Here is a 17,740-nt window from a genome sequence, read left to right as displayed (position 1 = left end):
CGCATGAGCGCAGCGATATGCGGGAGGTTGTTACCCGGCCGAACCCCGCATGTCGCCACGCTCATGCGGGCTACGCTTGCTACGCCGCAGCGATCGCCTCGATTTCCAGCATGAAATCGGAGCCGTAAAGTCGCGCCACTTCGACCAAGGTGATGGCTGGTGCGGCGGGCGGGGTGACCGTCGCGAAAAAACGGTTTCGAGCTTCTCGATAGGCCGAAAGGTCGTCCATATTACGCACGAATACCGTCAATTTCACAAGATGACGCGCGTCGCATCCCACGGCCCTGAGTGCAGTTTCCAAATTGCCAAAGACTTGAGCTGCCTGGATGGAGAAATCATCCTTCCCGACGGTGTCTCCATACGCGTTTGTCGCGGTTTGTCCCGCGATGAATATCAGACGCGCATTGGCGATCTCGATAATTTGGGAGTATCCCGGCGGCTTAGCCAGACCATCAGGATTGAGATGTCTGATTTGGAATGACCCGGCTTCATTCATTGATAGCTCCAAACTTTGCCAAAATAGCAGTAACCCGCATGAGCGCAGCGATATGGGGGACGTTGTTGCCCGGCCGAACCCCGCATGTCGCTGCGCTCATGCGGGCGACGCTTGCTACGCTCGCTGAGGTCGCTACGCTGCGGTTTCCGAGCTGTGAGTGACGTCGCCGCGCCCGGCCAAAAGTCCCGCGATCGAAATGTCCTCGTCGAGGGCTTCCCAGTGCAGGCCGACGCGGCTGAGTTCAACCTTGTCGCGCTCGGCAGCGGTCGCGTGCAACAATCGCGGAAACCAGGCCAGCGGAATGCCGAGCGTGCGCCCGTCGGACAATTCGACCCACATGGTGTGGTCGTCAAAGCGGACGCTGGTGGCCGAAACGGTCATGCCATGCTCTCAGGATCAGATCGCGATTGTCCGTGGCGCAGGATAGCCGACAATTCGCGCGGATTGAACCCACAAGAATCGGCGAGGGCGATCTCCGGCACCAGCCAGATTTGGCATCGCGGCCGCCGCCCTTGATATGGATATGCGCCGGCTCGGGTGGCAAGCCTTCATTGAAAAAGACGTAATAGCGCAACCCGTGGCGCCGAAACACCAAAGGCATCGATGCCTCCGAAAACAAATCGAACCGGGTGGGGTGGGTTGAACGAAGTGAAACCCACCGAGAGGCTGTCGATGCAGCGATGGGTTTCGCAAGGGCTCAACCCATCCTACGGGCTACGGGCTGTAGGACCGCATTCGCCTGCCGATTCTAGTCACCGCGACCATTTCGCCGAGACGAGCGCTCCTCAGGACACCGCGCTCAAGGATGCGGGGTAAGACAAGTCGACGCCGGAGACCTTGACGACGGCCTGCCACGCGGCTTCCTGGCTGGCGCGATCATGGAGGTGTGGGTGGCGCTGCGCCTCAACTGGGCCTGAGAACTTCCCTTGAGCCGAGGCGAAGAATTGCCCCGAGACGTCGGTTCCTAACTCCGACGCCTGGAGGTACCGACGGGCCGCGGTTTCTGGCGTCTGATTCATGCCGGGGATGAGGTTCACGATTGGAATCATCAGATACTTCAACAACGGGCCAGCGTTTCGCGCCACATTAGTGGCGTTCGCCGCACCGGGCGAGACAGCGTACACGGCCATGCCGGAGGGTAGCCGGCGAGCGAGCGCCGCGACCCACCAAGCGACAATGAGCTTCGCGTCGGCATAGGCATTGTTGGGCACATACTTCACGTGCGGCCCGTTGCGGATCAGGGCTTCAACAGCGGCGGTTTGGTCGGCCCGAAAGTATTTGGCCGCGAAGGCTGGCACGTCGGTGTACTTAAACATGGGCACGCCCCCTCGGGCAGGCTCCGCGCTGGCGATAACGATCCGCGCGTTGGGGCTCAGCAGTTTGGCGCGAAGCAAGCCGACAGTCAGTTGATGATGGCCGATCAGCGGGGCCTGAGAAGCCTCGATGCCCGCCGCAGTGATCACGCGGGCCTTGCCGGGAACCATCCCTGCATTGAGCAGCAGGAAATCGATCGGCCGACCTCGCTTGACGAGTTCGGCGAGCGCGGACTGAACGCTGGACGGCTTGTCCAGATCCAGCGCCAGCGCCGTGATGATCACTGTTTTGTTCTCAGCCGTCAGTCGAGCGGCCGCTTGCTGGGCCGCGGCCAGGCTGCGCCCGGTGACGATGATCTCGTGCCAGCCCTGTCCGGCGAGCAGGCGAGCTGCCGCATCGCCGAGCCCGGAAGTGGCGCCGGTGACGAGAGCGATCGACTGTTTCATGGGCGGCTCCGTTGTGAGGGCTAAGGTCAAAGGAGCCCCCGCGAGGCAGGGGCTTCCTTGTCATTTTTGAACTGTTCGGTTATATATTCCTGCCAAAAGGTCGAGGTCAAGGAATTTAGAACTAAATGTTTCAAAAAACTGAGAGGCCCCGTGGACGCCCACGTAGCTTCGACGAGAGCGCCGCGCTGGAAAAGGCGACCCGAGTGTTCCGGTCGAAAGGCTACGACGGAACGACGATCGACGATCTCGTCGAAGGCATGGGTGTGGGACGTCCGAGCCTGTATTCCGTCTTCGGGGACAAGCGGACGATATTCTTGCGTGTCCTTCGGGCGTACGCAGAGGCAAAGGGCGCTCGCGCTGCAAAGGCGCTCTTCTCGCCGCCGGCTCTCCGCGACTCGCTCGTCGGCTTCCTGAGGCACGCGGTAGAGAGTGCGACCGAGGAAGGGTCGGCCCCAGGATGTCTTCTGGTGTGCGTCGCGCCCCTCGTTGACGACGCCGAGGTCAGGCAGTTCCTGAAGGACGCCGTGGCTGGCGGCATGGCGCTGGTGAAACGTCGGTTCTGCGACGCGATCAGCGCGGGAGATGTACCGGCTGACTTTCCCGTAGCCGTGCGCGCGAGCCAGGTCATGGACCTTGGCCGCGGTCTGACGATGCGTGCGCAGATGGGCACGCCGCGCAAGACGCTCCTCAGAGATGCAGAGGAAGCGGCCGACTTGGTGCTACTGCCGCGGGCGTAAAACTGGTGCCCGGAAATTGATGCCAGATGGCGTGAAGGCCGGAGCAAGAGCAACTTACGCGGGCGACGCCGACTCCTAGCTAAGCCGGCGGCGCCGCGCTCATCCGCTCTCGATCCGAAGCCAAAAACCCCGCCGTCGCCGGCGGGACCTTTTCTATTTTTGGGCTAGGGGACCCACTTTGCCCTGAATAGGGGACGAACTTGTGGGACCAACTATGCCGTTGCCCCAGGCGGCGACTAGTCGCCACCCTTCCATCTGTGGATTAGTAGCTCAGTAGGGAGTAGCCCGCATGAGCGCAGCGATATGCGGGACGTCGTTGCCCGGACGCTCCCCGCATATCGCTGCGCTCATGCGGGCTTCTGTAACGGGCAGTGGTTAGTCAATCCCTTTTTACGTGATCCTCTCGCCGGCGACTTGCTTCTGTCCGGGATCGGCGCGGTGGCCGTCACCTTTAGGGGTGCGTAAGAGGAGCCGGCCGGCCAATCTACGGAAGCGTGGTTGTGAGCCGACTTCCCGCATGGCGGCCTGACCGGATCCATCGTCCCGGCGAAGGGACCTCGCGCGGGGAAGACCTGGTGTCGTGGGCCTCCCCGAACCGATGATTTCTCCCTGTTAAGCTGCCAGCGCCTTGGCGTTGGGGTTGAACGGCTTGGTGTCGGCGAGCATGCGATGCAGGACGACCGCGAGCTTGCGCGCCAGCGCGACCTTGGCCTTGCGCAGGCCGGCGCGCCGGGCGATCCGCATCGCCCAGCTCTTCAGTTCGGTGCAGTTCTTGACCGGCTTGGTCAGCATGACATGAGCCGCCTGATAGAGCGCCTCGCGCACCGAAGCATCGCCGATCTTGGTGATGCGGCCGGTGTAATCGGTCTGTCCCGATTGATACTTCTTCGGCGTCAGGCCGAAATGCGCGCCGGCCGCCTTCGACGAGTTGAAGCGCGCCGGATCGTCGATCGCGCAGGCATAGGTCAGCGCCACGATCGGGCCGACCGACGGCGTCGTCATCAGCAGCCGCGCCTGCGGTTGCGCTCTGGCGAGCTGCACGACTTGTTTGTTCAGGCATTTGAACTCGCGCAGCAGCACCGCATGAACCGCGAGCAGCGCCTTCGCAATCGACGCCAGCGCCGCGTGTCCGGCGACCAATTCTTCGATCCGCGCCGCGAAGCTGCGCTCGGTGGTCCTGCCGACCTTCAGCCCGAAGCCGCGCAACACCCCACGCAGACTGTTCTCGACGTCGAGCAGCTTCGACTGCAGCAGCTTGCGCGCGGTCAACACCGCCCGAACCTCCTGCGCTTCGATCGACTTGCAATGAACCGGCCGGAACCAGCCCAGCCGCATCAATTGCGCGATGGCGCGGGCGTCGTTGCGATCGGTCTTCACCGACATCGCCTTGAAGGCGTCGCGGACATGCCGGGTCTCCAGTAGTTCGACCGCAAGACCGGCCCCGCGCAACCCGGCGTATAACCATTGCGACAGAGGTCCCGCCTCGAGGCCGATCCGTTCGAGAGCCCAGCCCTGCGACCCGAACCAGGCAATCAACGCCTCCGGCTCGCTCGCGACCTTGGCCTCGCGCAAAATCTTGCCCGCGCCGTCGACGATGCAAACAGCAGACTGTTCCAAAGACACGTCAATTCCTGCATAGTGGTACATGGTCGTCCCTCGATGATGCTTGGAGCGGGCTTGCCCGACTCCGGTTCATTGACACCATCATTTTGAGGGACGACCGCCTCCCGGGGAAGCCGCACGCGAGCGCGCTCTCAAATCGCGCCGTAGCGAGCGTGCGGCTGGCTCGGCCGGCCCGTTACCCCATCTACGCTTGCTATCCGGGGACAGCGTTTCAGAAAGGAGACCCGGATTGTCATCCTGGCCACGCTTGCTTGCTTTATCCAAACAAGCCCTTGATAAGCGCTATGATGCCTTGCGCCGCAAGATTGCTCGTGGCGCTTTCGCATATTGATCGAATATTTAAGAGTGCGCTGCGGGCAGCGATCGGGTCTTCCGCGGTCTTGCTTGCTTCTATCTTATCTAATTCAGCCTCTATCGGCAGTCGTGCGTCGGGTGGTAGCGCGGGAAGACATTCGCGTATTTGTTGAACGTGCCTATCGATGTCGCCGATCGTAAAGGAGCTGTTGACGAGATTGTTGTTCACGGAGGACTTGTCGCTGACATCTCCAAGGTTACCAATATTCTGTGCGTAGATGTTTTGCGTCACCGTCTGGGCCTCCTTCTTATCGCTTGTTGAAAACCCCAATCCTTCGCCAATTATTCCTGCCTTCTCGAGATCCACAACCCAATCCAGCACGATATTCTTTACCGCATTAATCGGGGCAGCAAGTTGGTTCCTGCTCACCATCGCACGAATGTCAAACTGAATATCCATTCCGTCTCGGAGGATTTTGGTGATTCCGGGCGGGTATGCATAAGTAAGAGACTCATCCGTGCCTAGCAGGCACTCCAACTCAGCGATTGATTGGAATAGTGGAATTCTGTGGCAAAGTTCATACAACTGGGGGTCCTCAATAATGATTGGGCACCAGCCTCTATATGGATTAAAAAAGCGCGGGATTGCCCCGATCGTCCTGTATTTAGGCAAATCGTTCCATGTCGTGTTCTTGTATCCATCTGATTCACTTGCGATCCACTTTTCAAATTTGGCGAGATCTAACTTGCGGGCCGCTAAACGCGCCTTTCTGAGCACGTTCGAAAGTACGGTGCTGTCGGCAAGAAGGTCACTTTGGATCTCGCGGACGATGGAGTTGCCGAATAATCTCTGAAGCATGATCTCTCCATGTGTTTGCAGACTTGAACAAAAGTGGGGGAGCAACGGGTGCCCCCCACTTTCTTACTTCTGCCGATTGTATGGAGACTGATTGGTTGGCTTCAGCGAGATGCGCTCTTGCGAGGCGCGATTGCGCACGGCGTTTTCAGTCCGTCCAAGATGGAGACCGATTACGCGAGTCGGCGTATTGTGCTTCGCTTCCTGCCGAAGCTGTTCGACTTCGGCGGGCTTCCAATCGTTGCCGGAGTTGCGGGTATACTTTGGCATAGACGTTGCTCCTTCGCGCCAGATGGCGCTGGAAAACGTTGAAGCTCCGCTAGACGCCGGACGACCGAATCGCTTAACTGCTCATGCGACTGAGAGGAAGCGATTGCTTTCTCGGTGCCCCCGTAAGTACTTCAACTGTGCTTCACGGGTTCCAATGCCGAGGTTAGCGCCTCGGCATTGGTGTTTTTGGGTCTGGACGAATCATTGGTCTATTAGCTCACAATATATCGCTGATCACCCTTTGTTCGATGTCGGAACCTGGTTTTTTGACTTTTCCCCAGCGTTTCGCTCTCTGAGGAAGGCCGCCGCTCGCTTTGCTTTAAGCGAGCGGCGGCCTTCCTCATTACTTTTTGCTCAGCTACACCCCGTCGTGCTGCCGCACGTATCGCACTTCATGCAGGTCCCGTTACGGACCAGCGTGAAATTCCCGCACTCTCCGCACGAATCTCCCTCGTAGCCGCGTGCTTTGGCTTCGGCGCGGCGGGTGGCTTTGGTGGCGGCGGGTTGGGCCTGGGCGGCGCCGGTGCGGCTCCATTGCAGGGCTTCCAACTTTTCGGTCGGCGACAGATCGTGGTCGGCTTCCTGCTTCAGCGCGGTGACGCCTTCGACCTGGTCGGCGACGCGGGCCGAGGAGGCGACCGAGGTGAGGCCACCGCGATTGGTCTCGGGGGCGGAGCCCGTGGCCGGGGCGGGGGCCGCGGGGCGGGCGTCGGCGCGCATCACCACCAGATTGTCGGTGCGCGAGCGGGTCAGGCCCTTCGACAGGTACTTGTTGCTCGGCACCTCCGGCGACTTGCCTTCGGCGACGCCCTTGCCGAGCGCGTCGAAATGCGTCTCGGTCGGATCGACATGGGCGAGGTCGAAGCGGCCCATATAGCTCACAGCGAGTTCGCGGAACACGTAGTCCAGGATCGAGGTGGCGTATTTGATCGAATCATTGCCCTGCACGGGACCCGCCGGCTCGAAGCGGGTGAAGGTGAAGGCGTCGACATATTCCTCCAGCGGCACGCCATATTGCAGGCCCAGCGACACCGCGATGGCGAAGTTGTTGATGAAGGAGCGCAGCGCCGCGCCTTCCTTGTGCATGTCGATGAAGATCTCGCCGATCCGGCCGTCATCATATTCGCCGGTGCGCAGATAGACCTTGTGGCCGCCGACCACGGCCTTTTGCGTATAGCCCTTGCGGCGGTCCGGCATCTTCTCGCGTTCGCGCATCACCACGATGCGCTCGACCAGCCGCTCCACCACCTTTTCGGACAGCGCCGCGGTGCGGGCCGCCATCGGCTTCTCCATGAAGGCGTCGATGCCGTCCTCGTCCTCGTCGTCGTCGCTGATCAGCTGCGAGTTCAGGGGCTGCGACAGTTTCGAGCCGTCGCGATACAGCGCGTTGGCCTTCAAGGCCAGCTTCCACGACAGCAGATAGGCGGATTTGCAATCCTCCACCGTGGCGTCGTTGGGCATGTTGATGGTCTTGGAGATCGCCCCCGAGATGAAGGGCTGCGCCGCCGCCATCATGCGGATGTGGCTTTCGACCGACAGATAGCGCTTGCCGACCTTGCCGCAGGGATTGGCGCAGTCGAACACGCTGTAATGCTCGGGCTTGAGATGCGGCGCGCCCTCGATGGTCATGGCGCCGCAGATGTGGATGTTGGCGGCTTCGATCTCGCGCTTGGAGAAGCCGATCGCGGCCAGCAGGTCGAAATTCGGTGCCGCGATCGCTTCGGGGTCGAGCTTCAGCGCGTCATGCAGGAAATTTTCGCCAAAAGTCCATTTGTTGAAGGCGAATTTGATGTCGAAGGCGGTCGGCAGCGCGGCCTCGGCCTTCTTCAGCGCCTCGTCGGTAAAGCCCTTGGCCTTCAGTGTCGCGACATTGATGGCCGGGGCATTGCTGAGCGAGCCATGGCCGACCGCATAGGCCTCGATCTCGGCGATCTGGTGTTCCGGATAGCCGAGGATGCGCAGAGCGGCGGGCACCGCGCGGTTGATGATCTTCCAATAGCCGCCACCGGCGAGCTTCTTGAACTTCACCAGCGCGAAATCGGGCTCGATGCCGGTGGTGTCGCAATCCATGACGAGGCCGATGGTGCCGGTCGGGGCGACCACCGTGGTCTGGGCGTTGCGATAGCCGTGCAATTCGCCGAGTTCGAGCGCCTGGTCCCAGGCATATTTGGCGCGCTCGACGGCGTCGGGCAGCGGGCAGGACAGCTGGTCGAGCGGCTCCGGCGACACCGCCAGCGCCTCATAGCCGCGGGATTCGCCATGCGCGGCGCGGCGATGATTGCGGATCACGCGCAGCATATGGCTGGCGTTCTTCTTGTAGCCGGGGAACGGGCCGAGCTCCTTGGCCATCTCGGCCGAGGTGGCGTAGCTGGTGCCGGTCATGATCGCCGACAGCGCGCCGCACAGCGCGCGGCCTTCCTTGGAGTCGTAGGACAGACCCATGGTCATCAGCAGCCCGCCGATATTGGCGAAGCCGAGGCCCAAAGTGCGGAATTCGTACGACAGCTCCGCGATCTGCTTGGACGGAAACTGCGCCATCATGACGGAGATTTCCAGCACCACGGTCCACAGCCGGCACAGATGTTCATAGGCGCCGATGTCGAACACATTGGCGGTGGTGTCGTAGAAGGTCAGCAGATTGGCCGAGGCCAGATTGCAGGCGGTGTCATCCAGGAACATGTATTCCGAGCACGGATTGCTGGCGCGGATGTCGCCCGAGGCCTTGCAGGTGTGCCAGTCATTCATCGTGGTGTTGAAGTGCAGGCCGGGATCGGCCGACGCCCAGGCGGCGTAGCCGATCTTCTCCCACAGGTCGCGGGCCTTGATCGTCTTCATCACCTTCTTGTTGGTGCGGCCGATCAGATCCCAGTCGCCATCGGTTTCCACCGCGCGGAGGAAATCATCCTTCAGCGACACGGAGTTGTTGGAGTTCTGGCCCGACACGGTGAGGTAGGCCTCGGAATCCCAGTCGGTGTCGTAGGTCGGGAAGTCGATTTCCTTGTAGCCCTGCTTGGCGAACTGGATGACGCGCTTGATCATCGCGTCCTGCACCAGCGCGCGGCGCGCCAGCTTGACCTCGCGGCGCAGCGCCGGATTCTTCTCGGGATCGAAGCAATCGTCGCCGGAGCCCTCGCAATTGACGCAGGCGCGCATCACCGCCTTGAGGTGCTTCTGGTTGATCTTGGAGCCGGTCACCATCGCGGCGACCTTCTGCTCTTCCTTCACCTTCCAGTCGATATAGGTCTCGATATCCGGATGGTCGGCGTCGACCACCACCATCTTGGCGGCGCGGCGCGTGGTGCCGCCCGACTTGATGGCGCCGGCGGCGCGGTCGCCGATCTTCAGGAAGCTCATCAGGCCGCTGGATTTGCCGCCGCCGGACAGCCGCTCGCCTTCGCCGCGCAGCCGCGAGAAGTTGGAGCCGGTGCCGGAGCCGTATTTGAACAAGCGCGCCTCGCGGACCCACAGATCCATGATGCCGCCCTCATTGACGAGGTCGTCCTCGATGCCCTGGATGAAGCAGGCATGCGGCTGCGGGTGCTCATAAGAGGATTTCGACTTGGTCAGCTTGCCGGTCTTCCAGTCGACATAGAAATGGCCCTGGCCGGGGCCGTCGACGCCGTAAGCCCAGTGCAGTCCGGTGTTGAACCATTGCGGCGAATTCGGCGCGACCATCTGCTTGGCCAGCATGTAGCGCAGCTCGTCATGGAAGGCGTGGGCGTCCTCCTCGGAGGTGAAGTAGCTGCCCTTCCAGCCCCAATAGGTCCAGCAGCCGGCGAGGCGATCGAACACCTGCTTGGACGACAATTCGCTGACAAAGCGCTCCTTCTCCGGCAGATGCGCCAGCGCCTCGGTGTCGGGGACCGAGCGCCACAGCCAGGACGGTACGGTCTCTTCCTCGACCTTCTTCAAGCGCGCGGCGACGCCGGCCTTGCGGAAATATTTCTGCGCCAGCACGTCGGAGGCGACCTGCGACCAGGAATCGGGCACCTCGACGTTCTCAAGGCGGAACACCACCGAGCCATCGGGATTGCGAATCTCGCTGGTCGTCATCCGAAACTGGATCTCGGCATAGGGTGACTGGCCGTCCTTGGTGTAGCGCCGTTCGATCTTCATCTCGTGCCCCATTCATAGATCGGACCCGCATCATATGCGGCCCGCTGAGTTCAAATTCGCGAACGCCTGTTCGCGGCTCTGACCGGTATTCCGGCCCTGTTTCTCTTCTGGCGCACGCCCGCCCGAGCTTGGCTCGGGGTGTCCGGGGACATGCTGCTCAACGCCTTGCACGCGTTTTGGAGCCGTTACCCGGCTCACTTTTGTCGGCTCAAACACTCCGTTTCGCGGCGACGACAAGCCCACACTCCGTTGCCGCGACGGCTCACGGAGTTGGCTTGTTTGCTACCCTTCTGGGAACGTCCGGCGGGACCCAAAACAACCCGCGTTGGACGCACCAAAACTAGGCCGACTCCATCGCACCCGTCAAGAACTAGTGCGACTTTCTGAATCAAATACTAAATATGGTGGAAAGTGCGGGAAAACAGGGGGCCTGGCCGCGTCCTGATGTGGCCAAGTATCGGTGAGTCCTCATGGAATCGGAAGCGCAAAAAATCCGCAAAGCCGGTTCCAAACCGACCTACACCCGCTGTTCACAGGCAGGTATTTTTTCGTCGCGCGGGGTTGCCAAGGAGCGACTCAGGCGGGCGAGGCGGCGGTATCGTTTTCCGGGAAGGACGGCGGCGGCCAGACATGGCGGAACGGCGCGTTTTTCCATGGCAATGGCGGCGAGTCGGGCCTGCCAAGACGACCGGGCGGCGACTCGCCGGTTCGGGCGGTGGAGCAAACGGCGCCCAACGATTCGTTTTCGGGTGGTGCGCGGATCTCAATACCGGCATGATGCGCAGGTTCCTCGCACCGGCTTCCCATGACAGATCAACACATGCCACGCGCGCGAGCGCCAATTGCGCCCGCCGGTCTGGCGTTCCTGGCCATCACCTCGGTCGCCTGGGGGCTGAACTGGCCGGTGATGAAAGAGATTCTCACCGAGTGGCCGCCCATGTCGGCGCGCGGGCTGACCGGGGTCGCCGGCGGCGCGCTGCTCGCCATCCTGGCGCTGGCGCGGGGGCAGAGCCTGCGCGTGCCGCGCGGGCAATGGGGCAGGTTGCTGCTGTCGTCGTTCCTCAACGTCACCACCTGGATGACGCTGATGGGGATCGCGCTGCTGTATCTGCCGGCCTCCGAGGCCGCGGTGATCGCCTATACGATGCCGGTGTGGGCCTCGCTGCTGGCCTGGCTGATGCTCGGCGAGCGGATGTCGCTGACGCGAGCGCTGGCAATGCTGATGGCGTTCGCCGGCATCGCGGCGCTGATGGGCGGCAACGGCATGGCCGCCAGCATGGCGAAGCTGCCGGGCATCATCATGGTGCTGGTTGGGGCGTTTGCCTTCGCGCTCGGCACCGTCACCGCCAAGCGGCTGCCGCTGAACCTGCCGCTGATTTCCTCCAGCGCGCTGCAGATCGGGATCGGCTGCGTCCCGGTGGCGCTGGCCGGGCTGATATTCGAAAGTCCGCGGATCGCGGCGCTGTCGGCGATGGGCTGGGCGCTGATGGCCTATATGACCCTGGTGCAGTTCTGCATCGCCTATGTCTGCTGGTTCGCCGCCCTCGCAAGGCTGCCGGCCGCGGTGGCGGCGATCGGAACGATGGCGGTGCCGGTGATCGGTGTGGTGGCCTCGGCGATCGCGCTGCACGAGCCTCTGGGCTGGGGCCAGCTCGTCGCCTTGCTGTTCACGCTGGCGGGCGTCGTTCTGGCAACGCGGTCGTGACGCAGCTCAACTCGCTCAGCTATTTGGCAGCTGGGTGGACGGCCGATTGCGGCACCACATAGGCGCCGAGCTTCGGCTTCAGCGAGCCGGCATAGAACGACAACCCGCCGACCAGCACCAGGGCGATCAGATAGATCACATAGGCTTGCGGCGGCTTCATCGCCCACCGCACAAAGCCGCGCACCGTTCCGTCGCCGTTTTCGTCTGCCATGGCGGCGTTCTGCGCGAAAATCGTCGGCAAGGAAAGCGGGAAAATCGAAGGGCTCGGATTATGCCGCGCGACGCCGCATGGCGTAGAGCAGCAGCGCCAACGTGCAGCCGCCGGCCAGCACCAGCCCGAGCCCGGTCATCGCGTCGGGATGGATGACGGCAGCCAGCCACACGCCGACCGCGGCGCCCATCATCTGCCAGAAGCCCAGCAAGGCGGAGGCGGCGCCGGCCTTGTCGCCGAACGGCGACAGCGCCTGCGCGGTGCCAAGCGGATTGACGATCCCCATCCCCAGCAGGAAAAGCGAGACCGCCGCCAGGAACGGCAGGAAGCGACCGTCGACCAGCGCCACCAGCAGGATCGCGCCGGCACCGGCCACGGCCAGCCACAGCCCGGCCTGGATGGCGCGGTCGAGCCCGAAGCGCGGCGCCAGCCTTGTCGCCAGCATGCCGGCGCCGAACACGATCAGCACGGTGCCGGCGAAGAACAGGCCGAGCGCGATCGGGGTGAAGCGCAGCCCCTCGATCAGCACCCGCGGCGCTGCCGAGAACATTGCGAACAGCCCGCCCATGACCAGGCCGACGGTGGCGGCCGGCACCAGGAATCGGCGGTCGGTGGCGAGGCCGTAATAGGCGCGGGTGATCGCCACAGGATTGAGCGCGATCCGCGTTGAGCGATGGGTCTCGCCGAGCACCGCCGCATAGCCGCATGCTGCGACCGCGGCGAACAGCGCGACAAAGACGAATTCCGCGCGCCAGCCGAAATAATGATCGAGCGCGCCGCCCAGCAGCGGCGAGAAGCCGGGCGCCGCCGCCATCGCGATCATGATCAACGCCATGGCGCGGCCAAGTGCCGGGCCGCTGAACAGGTCGCGGGCGATCGCCCGCGACAGCACCGAGGTGGCGCAAGCGCCGGCGGCCTGGATCACCCGGCCGATCAGCAACCCGGTGAGATCGCTCGCCAGGCCGCACCAGATGCTGCCGGCAATGAAGATGACAAAGCCGGCCAATACCGGGACACGGCGGCCGTAGCGATCCGAGATCGGGCCGACCGCGAGCTGTCCGAGCGCGAACACCGCCAGGAACACCGTGATCGAGGCGGTGACGGACGCGGTCGAGACCTGCAGCGACGCCGCTATTTGCGGCAGCGACGGCAGCAGGATGTTGGTGGCCAGTGTTCCCATCGCCGCCAGCGCAGCCAGAACCGCGATTTGCAACGGGATCGAGCCAGCCTGCACGGGGGAGGCTGCTACGGTCGGGGGTATGGCCTGGTCGGTCATGCTCTGGCTCCGCTGATAAGATGATGTACATCATCTAATCAGCGTTCGTAAAGACCGACGTTGCCGCGCGACCGGGCGTTCAGGCGCCGCGCGGCAGCGCCATTGCGCCGACCGCGGCCGGCTGCTCGATCAGGCTGACCGCCGGCGACAGCAGGATCACCAGCGCCTGGGCGGCGAAGCCGACCACTGCCAGATAGAGACAGATCTCGGCGCCCCACAGGCCTCCGACCAGGGCACCGAGCCCGGCGCCGACCGGCCGCGCGCCATAGCTCATGATGTTGATCGCCGAGACCCGGCCGAGCAGGGAAGGCGGCGTCACCGCCTGGCGCAGCGTGGTGGTGCTGATCACCCACAGGATCGGCCCGACCCCGAGCAGGAAGAAACTCAGCGCCGCCAGCGCCGGCAAGGGGATCAGCGTGGTCAGCGCCATCACCAAAGCGGCGACGAAGCCGGTGACCGGGCCGAGCCCGACCACGGTGCCGAAGGCCAGCCGCCGCATCACCCGTGTCGCCAGCAGCGCGCCCACCACCATGCCGGCGCCATACATCGACAGCGTGACGCCGATCCCGGTCGCCGACAGGCCGAGGCGGCGCACCGCATAGGGCACGAACACGGCGAGGATCAGAAACGACGCGGTGTTGAAGATCAGCTGGGTGACGAAAACCGGCCGCAGCAGCGGATGGTGGGCCACGAATGCTGCGCCCTCGACGATGTCGCGCCACGGATGGCGCGGCGGCACGGGTTCACGCGCCGGTTCGGCGATGCCGGCGAGCAGCCCCACCGCGATGATCGACAGCGCGGCGGCGACGCCGAAGGCCGGCGCGGCGCCGAGCCATCCGACCAGCATGCCGCCGAGCGCCGGGCCACCGGCAAAGGCAATGGTGCGTGCCAGTTCGATCCGGGCGTTGGCGGCGGCCAGCGAGCGCTCCGGCACCAAAGCGGGCACCAAAGCCGGCGACGCGACGCTGTAGACCACCGTGCCGCACACCGCGACAAAGCCGAGCAGCGCCAGCAGCGGCAGCGTCAGCGCGCCGAGCCCGATCAGCACCAGCACCGTCAGCAGCGCCGCAGCCCGCAACGCCTCGGCGCCGGCCATCAGCCAGCGCCGCGCGATCCGGTCGGCGAGCAGGCCGGCCGGAATCGCAAACAGCACGAAGGGCAGGGTCAGCGCGGTCTGCAGCAGGCCGGTTTGGGCCTCGCCGACCCCGAGCAGCAGCACCGCGACGATCGGCGCCGCCGCCAGCGCGATCTGCTCGGCCGATTGCGCCGCCAGATTGGACCAGGCGAGCCGCGCGAAGCCGGGCGGCAACAGGTCGGGAGGCGTCGGCGTCATGGCTGGGTCCTGGATTGCATTCAAGCCACCATGGCTACCGATCGGCGGGGACAGCCACCCGTTTTCCGGGAACACGGGAGCACCGGAAAAACGCGCGCTTGGCGCGTCACATCAAAGCGCTGGGCTATGTCCTTGATCTAAAGTTAAAGAAGGCGCGGCCCGGAACTGATGTGCAAATTCTGCATTCTGCACATGCAAATTAGTTGCATTAAGCCAAGACTTCATTCAGATTGCGAAAATGGACGCGAAAACCCGGACTTTGGACCCTGAATCGCCGCCGCAGCCTGCTGAGCGCCCGCCCGGCGGGTGGCGTAGCGATCGGGGAGTGCCGTCGCTGGCGGATATGTTCGGCTCGGTGCCGACGGTTCGGAACGGATCATTCTGGCGCAAGCTGGTCGCGTTTCTGGGGCCGGGCTATCTGATCGCGGTCGGCTATATGGACCCCGGCAATTGGGCCACCTCGCTCGCTGGCGGCTCGAAATTCGGCTACGCGCTGCTCACCGTCGCGCTGTTGTCCAACATCATGGCGATCGTGCTGCAGTCCTTGTGCACACGACTCGGCGTCGGCGCCGGGCGCGACCTCGCCCAGGCCTGCCGCGACGCCTATCCGCGCTGGACCTCGTGGCCGCTGTGGATCTCGGCGGAAATCGCCATCACCGCCACCGACCTGGCCGAAGTGATCGGCACCGCGATCGGGCTCAATCTGCTGTTCGGAATTCCGCTCGAGATCGGCGTCATCATCACCGCCGCCGACGTGTTCCTGATCCTGGCGCTGCAGGCCTTCGGCTTTCGCTGGATCGAGGCCTTCGTGGTGGCGCTGCTCGGCGTGATCGCGGCGTGTTTTGCGGTCCAGATCGCGATGGCGGATCCGAATTGGGGCGCGGTGCTGCGCGGCTTCGCACCGACCACGCAGATCGTCACCAATCCGGCGATGCTCTATCTCGCGCTGGGGATCATCGGCGCCACGGTGATGCCGCATAATCTGTATCTGCATTCCGGTCTGGTGCAGACCCGCGGCTATGGCGACAGCATTCCGGAAAAGCGCGAGGCGATCAAATTCGCCAATATCGACTCGGCGATCGCGCTGTGTCTGGCGCTCGTCATCAACGCCTCGATCCTGATTCTGGCGGCCGCGACCTTCCACGTCGCCGGCAAGACCGACGTCGCCGAGCTCGATCAGGCCCACGCCTTCCTGGCACCGTTGCTCGGCTCGGCGCTGGCGCCGACGTTGTTCGGCATCGCGCTGCTGGCCTGCGGGCTGAACTCCACCATCACCGCGACGCTGGCCGGGCAGATCGTGATGGAGGGCTTTATCAACATCAAGGTCGCGCCATGGCTGCGGCGGATGATCACCCGGATGATCGCGATCGTGCCGGCGGTGGGCGTGACGATCTGGGCCGGCGAGAAAGCCACCGGGCAATTGCTGATCCTCAGCCAGGTGGTGCTCAGCCTGCAATTGCCATTTGCTATCGTGCCGCTGGTGATGTTCACCGCCAGCCGCGACAAGATGGGCGTGTTCGTGGCGCCGCGCTGGGTCACCGCTGCGGCGGCGGTGATTGCCGTCATCATCATCGCGCTGAATGCGAAGCTGGTTCACGACTACTTTATCGGCTGATCAGGCGGGCAGGTCCCGAACCATGAAGCGGGCGTCGGCGCCGTAGCTGGCGAGCTTGTCCCGCAAGGCGTCCTGCGCCGCGACGCGAAAGCCCAGATGCGCCCAGAATGGCTGCGAGCCGTTGATCGCGATCAGGCTGGCGTTTTGCAAGCCCGCCTGCGTGGCCAGCATCAGAAGTTCGCGAACGATCCTGGACGCGGCCTGGCGGCCCTGGGCTTGCGGCAAAAATGCAATGTCGTGGATGTAATAGGTCGACGGCTGGGTGGGGAGCGGCGCGATCAATTGGTTCAGCTTGGGCGGGTCGGCGTAGCGCCATGGGTGGCTGACGACGTAGCCGTAGCGCTGATCCGCGCTTTCCAGCACATGACATCCGCCGGGACACAGCGCCAAACGTTCGGCAAACACGCTTTGGTCTTCGGGGTAGTCGCGATGGACGCGGTCGGCGATCGCCTGGACAGCGGCAAGATCGACCGCCTGCATCGGGCGCCACACGAATTCGGCGCTGCTGGTCGTCGTGGCGGTGCTGCCGGGGGCGGACATGATAGCAATCTTTCGGGCTGGTGGGACGACGGAGCGCGGCACGATCTGGATAGCAGCATGATCGACGAGGTTTTGGCGATCAGCTTTTGCGATCAGCCTTGGCGATCAATCTTGCGGTTCGGTCTCGGTGCCGCCATCGGCGTCGACCCGCAGCCAGCCTGACGGGGCGAGCCGCTGCTGCGGCAGATAGCGGCCCTTGTAGTCCATCTTGGCGGAGCCTTCGATCCAGTAGCCGAGATAGACGTAAGGCAGGCCGAGCCGGCGGGCGCGGGCGATGTGGTCGAGGATCATGAAGGTGCCGAGCGAGCGGGCCTGCTCGGACGGTTCGAAGAACGAATACACCATCGACAGCCCGTCATTGAGCACGTCGGTCAGCGCCACCGCGATCAGCTCGCCGCCGCGGCCGGTGATGCCGGTGTCGATATTGCGCTTGCGATATTCGATGATCCGGGTCTCGACATGGCTGTCCTCGACCATCATCGCGTAGTCCAGCACGGTCATGTCGGCCATGCCGCCGTCACGGTGGCGCTGGTCGAGATAGGCGCGGAACACGGAATATTGCTCCGAGGTCGGCACCGCGCTGCGCAGCTCGCCGACGATGTCGGCATTGCGGGTCAGGTTCTTGCGCAGATTGCGCGAGGTGCGGAATTCGTCGGCGATGACCCGGACCGAGACGCAGGCGCGGCACTGGTCGCAGGCCGGCCGATAGGCGATCGACTGGCTGCGCCGGAATCCGCCATGGGTCAAAAGGTCGTTGAGCTCGCCGGCCTTGTTGCCGACCAGATGGGTGAACACCTTGCGCTCGTGCCGCCCGGGCAGATACGGGCAGGGCGAGGGCGCCGTCAGGTAGAATTGCGGTGTGTCGCGCGAGTGTTGGGTCACGTTTGGTCCGTCAACCTCCAGCCGGG

At 63.7% G+C, this 17,740-nt stretch carries 15 protein-coding genes; 3 read left to right on the top strand and 12 right to left on the bottom strand.

Annotated features, from left to right (window positions below):
- Window positions 1-79 precede the first annotated feature (79 nt).
- From RBJ75_RS06740 to RBJ75_RS06730, 3 genes are all read right to left on the bottom strand, one after another.
- Window positions 80-496 (bottom strand): RidA family protein, encoded by a 417-nt coding sequence (locus RBJ75_RS06740; protein ID WP_044410434.1) that lies wholly within the window; start codon window positions 494-496, stop codon window positions 80-82.
- Between the two features lie 132 nt (window positions 497-628).
- Window positions 629-877 carry a DUF2442 domain-containing protein gene (locus RBJ75_RS06735; RefSeq protein WP_044410431.1) on the bottom strand — a complete coding sequence of 83 codons (249 nt, stop codon included), beginning with the start codon at window positions 875-877 and terminating at the stop codon, window positions 629-631.
- 404 nt (window positions 878-1,281) lie between these two features.
- Window positions 1,282-2,256 carry an SDR family NAD(P)-dependent oxidoreductase gene (locus tag RBJ75_RS06730; RefSeq protein ID WP_044410428.1) on the bottom strand — a complete coding sequence of 325 codons (975 nt, stop codon included), beginning with the start codon at window positions 2,254-2,256 and terminating at the stop codon, window positions 1,282-1,284.
- A gap of 125 nt (window positions 2,257-2,381) precedes the next feature.
- Here RBJ75_RS06730 and RBJ75_RS06725 point away from each other — a divergent pair, with 125 nt between their 5' ends.
- Complete coding sequence (locus RBJ75_RS06725) at window positions 2,382-2,993, top strand: TetR/AcrR family transcriptional regulator (RefSeq protein ID WP_044410425.1); 612 nt, start codon at window positions 2,382-2,384, stop codon at window positions 2,991-2,993.
- Window positions 2,994-3,605: 612 nt separating this feature from the next.
- On the opposite strand, the gene RBJ75_RS06720 is transcribed toward RBJ75_RS06725, so the two are convergent.
- The 4 genes from RBJ75_RS06720 to RBJ75_RS06705 all read right to left on the bottom strand — a co-directional run bounded on the left by RBJ75_RS06720 (window position 3,606) and on the right by RBJ75_RS06705 (window position 10,152).
- Entirely contained in the window at window positions 3,606-4,640 is a 1,035-nt protein-coding gene (locus RBJ75_RS06720; RefSeq protein ID WP_317528816.1) for an IS110 family transposase, read from the bottom strand.
- A gap of 232 nt (window positions 4,641-4,872) precedes the next feature.
- On the bottom strand, window positions 4,873-5,769 hold the full coding sequence (locus RBJ75_RS06715; protein WP_044418686.1) for a hypothetical protein: 897 nt from the start codon (window positions 5,767-5,769) through the stop codon (window positions 4,873-4,875).
- Between the two features lie 63 nt (window positions 5,770-5,832).
- Window positions 5,833-6,036: a hypothetical protein gene (locus RBJ75_RS06710; protein WP_044418688.1), complete on the bottom strand. Its 204-nt coding sequence runs from the start codon at window positions 6,034-6,036 to the stop codon at window positions 5,833-5,835.
- Window positions 6,037-6,390: 354 nt separating this feature from the next.
- Window positions 6,391-10,152 carry a vitamin B12-dependent ribonucleotide reductase gene (locus RBJ75_RS06705; protein ID WP_317528813.1) on the bottom strand — a complete coding sequence of 1,254 codons (3,762 nt, stop codon included), beginning with the start codon at window positions 10,150-10,152 and terminating at the stop codon, window positions 6,391-6,393.
- Window positions 10,153-10,957: 805 nt separating this feature from the next.
- On the opposite strand from RBJ75_RS06705, the gene RBJ75_RS06700 reads away from it, so the two are divergent.
- A complete protein-coding gene (locus tag RBJ75_RS06700) occupies window positions 10,958-11,857 on the top strand; it encodes a DMT family transporter (RefSeq protein ID WP_044404747.1) in 900 nt (299 codons plus the stop codon).
- A gap of 19 nt (window positions 11,858-11,876) precedes the next feature.
- Here the strand turns inward: RBJ75_RS06700 and RBJ75_RS06695 are convergent, their stop codons facing one another.
- The 3 genes from RBJ75_RS06695 to RBJ75_RS06685 form a co-directional block, all read right to left on the bottom strand.
- A complete protein-coding gene (locus RBJ75_RS06695) occupies window positions 11,877-12,068 on the bottom strand; it encodes a hypothetical protein (protein WP_044404762.1) in 192 nt (63 codons plus the stop codon).
- Between the two features lie 58 nt (window positions 12,069-12,126).
- Window positions 12,127-13,344 (bottom strand): multidrug effflux MFS transporter, encoded by a 1,218-nt coding sequence (locus tag RBJ75_RS06690; protein ID WP_044404744.1) that lies wholly within the window; start codon window positions 13,342-13,344, stop codon window positions 12,127-12,129.
- A 79-nt stretch (window positions 13,345-13,423) separates the two neighbouring features.
- Window positions 13,424-14,677: an MFS transporter gene (locus RBJ75_RS06685; RefSeq protein WP_044404741.1), complete on the bottom strand. Its 1,254-nt coding sequence runs from the start codon at window positions 14,675-14,677 to the stop codon at window positions 13,424-13,426.
- A gap of 238 nt (window positions 14,678-14,915) precedes the next feature.
- Here RBJ75_RS06685 and RBJ75_RS06680 point away from each other — a divergent pair, with 238 nt between their 5' ends.
- Window positions 14,916-16,292: an Nramp family divalent metal transporter gene (locus tag RBJ75_RS06680; RefSeq protein ID WP_044404738.1), complete on the top strand. Its 1,377-nt coding sequence runs from the start codon at window positions 14,916-14,918 to the stop codon at window positions 16,290-16,292.
- Here the strand turns inward: RBJ75_RS06680 and RBJ75_RS06675 are convergent, their stop codons facing one another.
- Together RBJ75_RS06675 and RBJ75_RS06670 are read right to left on the bottom strand one after the other, a co-directional pair.
- A complete protein-coding gene (locus tag RBJ75_RS06675) occupies window positions 16,293-16,832 on the bottom strand; it encodes a GNAT family N-acetyltransferase (protein WP_044404735.1) in 540 nt (179 codons plus the stop codon). It abuts the gene before it with no gap.
- Window positions 16,833-16,937: 105 nt separating this feature from the next.
- The gene (locus RBJ75_RS06670; RefSeq protein WP_044404733.1) at window positions 16,938-17,714 is read right to left on the bottom strand and encodes an arginyltransferase; all 777 of its coding nucleotides are present in this window, start codon (window positions 17,712-17,714) and stop codon (window positions 16,938-16,940) included.
- Window positions 17,715-17,740 lie beyond the last annotated feature (26 nt).

This window comes from Rhodopseudomonas sp. BAL398, assembly GCF_033001325.1.
GTDB lineage: Bacteria > Pseudomonadota > Alphaproteobacteria > Rhizobiales > Xanthobacteraceae > JARJEH01.
Note: the sequence above shows the minus strand (reverse complement) of the source record. Positions and strands in the feature narration are given on the sequence as shown.

What these genes read in the sequence shown, in the direction of transcription:
- RBJ75_RS06740 (WP_044410434.1), bottom strand. Translation starts at nt 496, where the DNA reads ATGAATGAAGCCGGGTCATTCCAAATCAGACATCTCAATCCTGATGGT.
- RBJ75_RS06735 (WP_044410431.1), bottom strand. Translation starts at nt 877, where the DNA reads ATGACCGTTTCGGCCACCAGCGTCCGCTTTGACGACCACACCATGTGG.
- RBJ75_RS06730 (WP_044410428.1), bottom strand. Translation starts at nt 2,256, where the DNA reads ATGAAACAGTCGATCGCTCTCGTCACCGGCGCCACTTCCGGGCTCGGC.
- RBJ75_RS06725 (WP_044410425.1), top strand. Translation starts at nt 2,382, where the DNA reads ATGTTTCAAAAAACTGAGAGGCCCCGTGGACGCCCACGTAGCTTCGAC.
- RBJ75_RS06720 (WP_317528816.1), bottom strand. Translation starts at nt 4,640, where the DNA reads ATGTACCACTATGCAGGAATTGACGTGTCTTTGGAACAGTCTGCTGTT.
- RBJ75_RS06715 (WP_044418686.1), bottom strand. Translation starts at nt 5,769, where the DNA reads ATGCTTCAGAGATTATTCGGCAACTCCATCGTCCGCGAGATCCAAAGT.
- RBJ75_RS06710 (WP_044418688.1), bottom strand. Translation starts at nt 6,036, where the DNA reads ATGCCAAAGTATACCCGCAACTCCGGCAACGATTGGAAGCCCGCCGAA.
- RBJ75_RS06705 (WP_317528813.1), bottom strand. Translation starts at nt 10,152, where the DNA reads ATGAAGATCGAACGGCGCTACACCAAGGACGGCCAGTCACCCTATGCC.
- RBJ75_RS06700 (WP_044404747.1), top strand. Translation starts at nt 10,958, where the DNA reads ATGACAGATCAACACATGCCACGCGCGCGAGCGCCAATTGCGCCCGCC.
- RBJ75_RS06695 (WP_044404762.1), bottom strand. Translation starts at nt 12,068, where the DNA reads ATGGCAGACGAAAACGGCGACGGAACGGTGCGCGGCTTTGTGCGGTGG.
- RBJ75_RS06690 (WP_044404744.1), bottom strand. Translation starts at nt 13,344, where the DNA reads ATGACCGACCAGGCCATACCCCCGACCGTAGCAGCCTCCCCCGTGCAG.
- RBJ75_RS06685 (WP_044404741.1), bottom strand. Translation starts at nt 14,677, where the DNA reads ATGACGCCGACGCCTCCCGACCTGTTGCCGCCCGGCTTCGCGCGGCTC.
- RBJ75_RS06680 (WP_044404738.1), top strand. Translation starts at nt 14,916, where the DNA reads ATGGACGCGAAAACCCGGACTTTGGACCCTGAATCGCCGCCGCAGCCT.
- RBJ75_RS06675 (WP_044404735.1), bottom strand. Translation starts at nt 16,832, where the DNA reads ATGTCCGCCCCCGGCAGCACCGCCACGACGACCAGCAGCGCCGAATTC.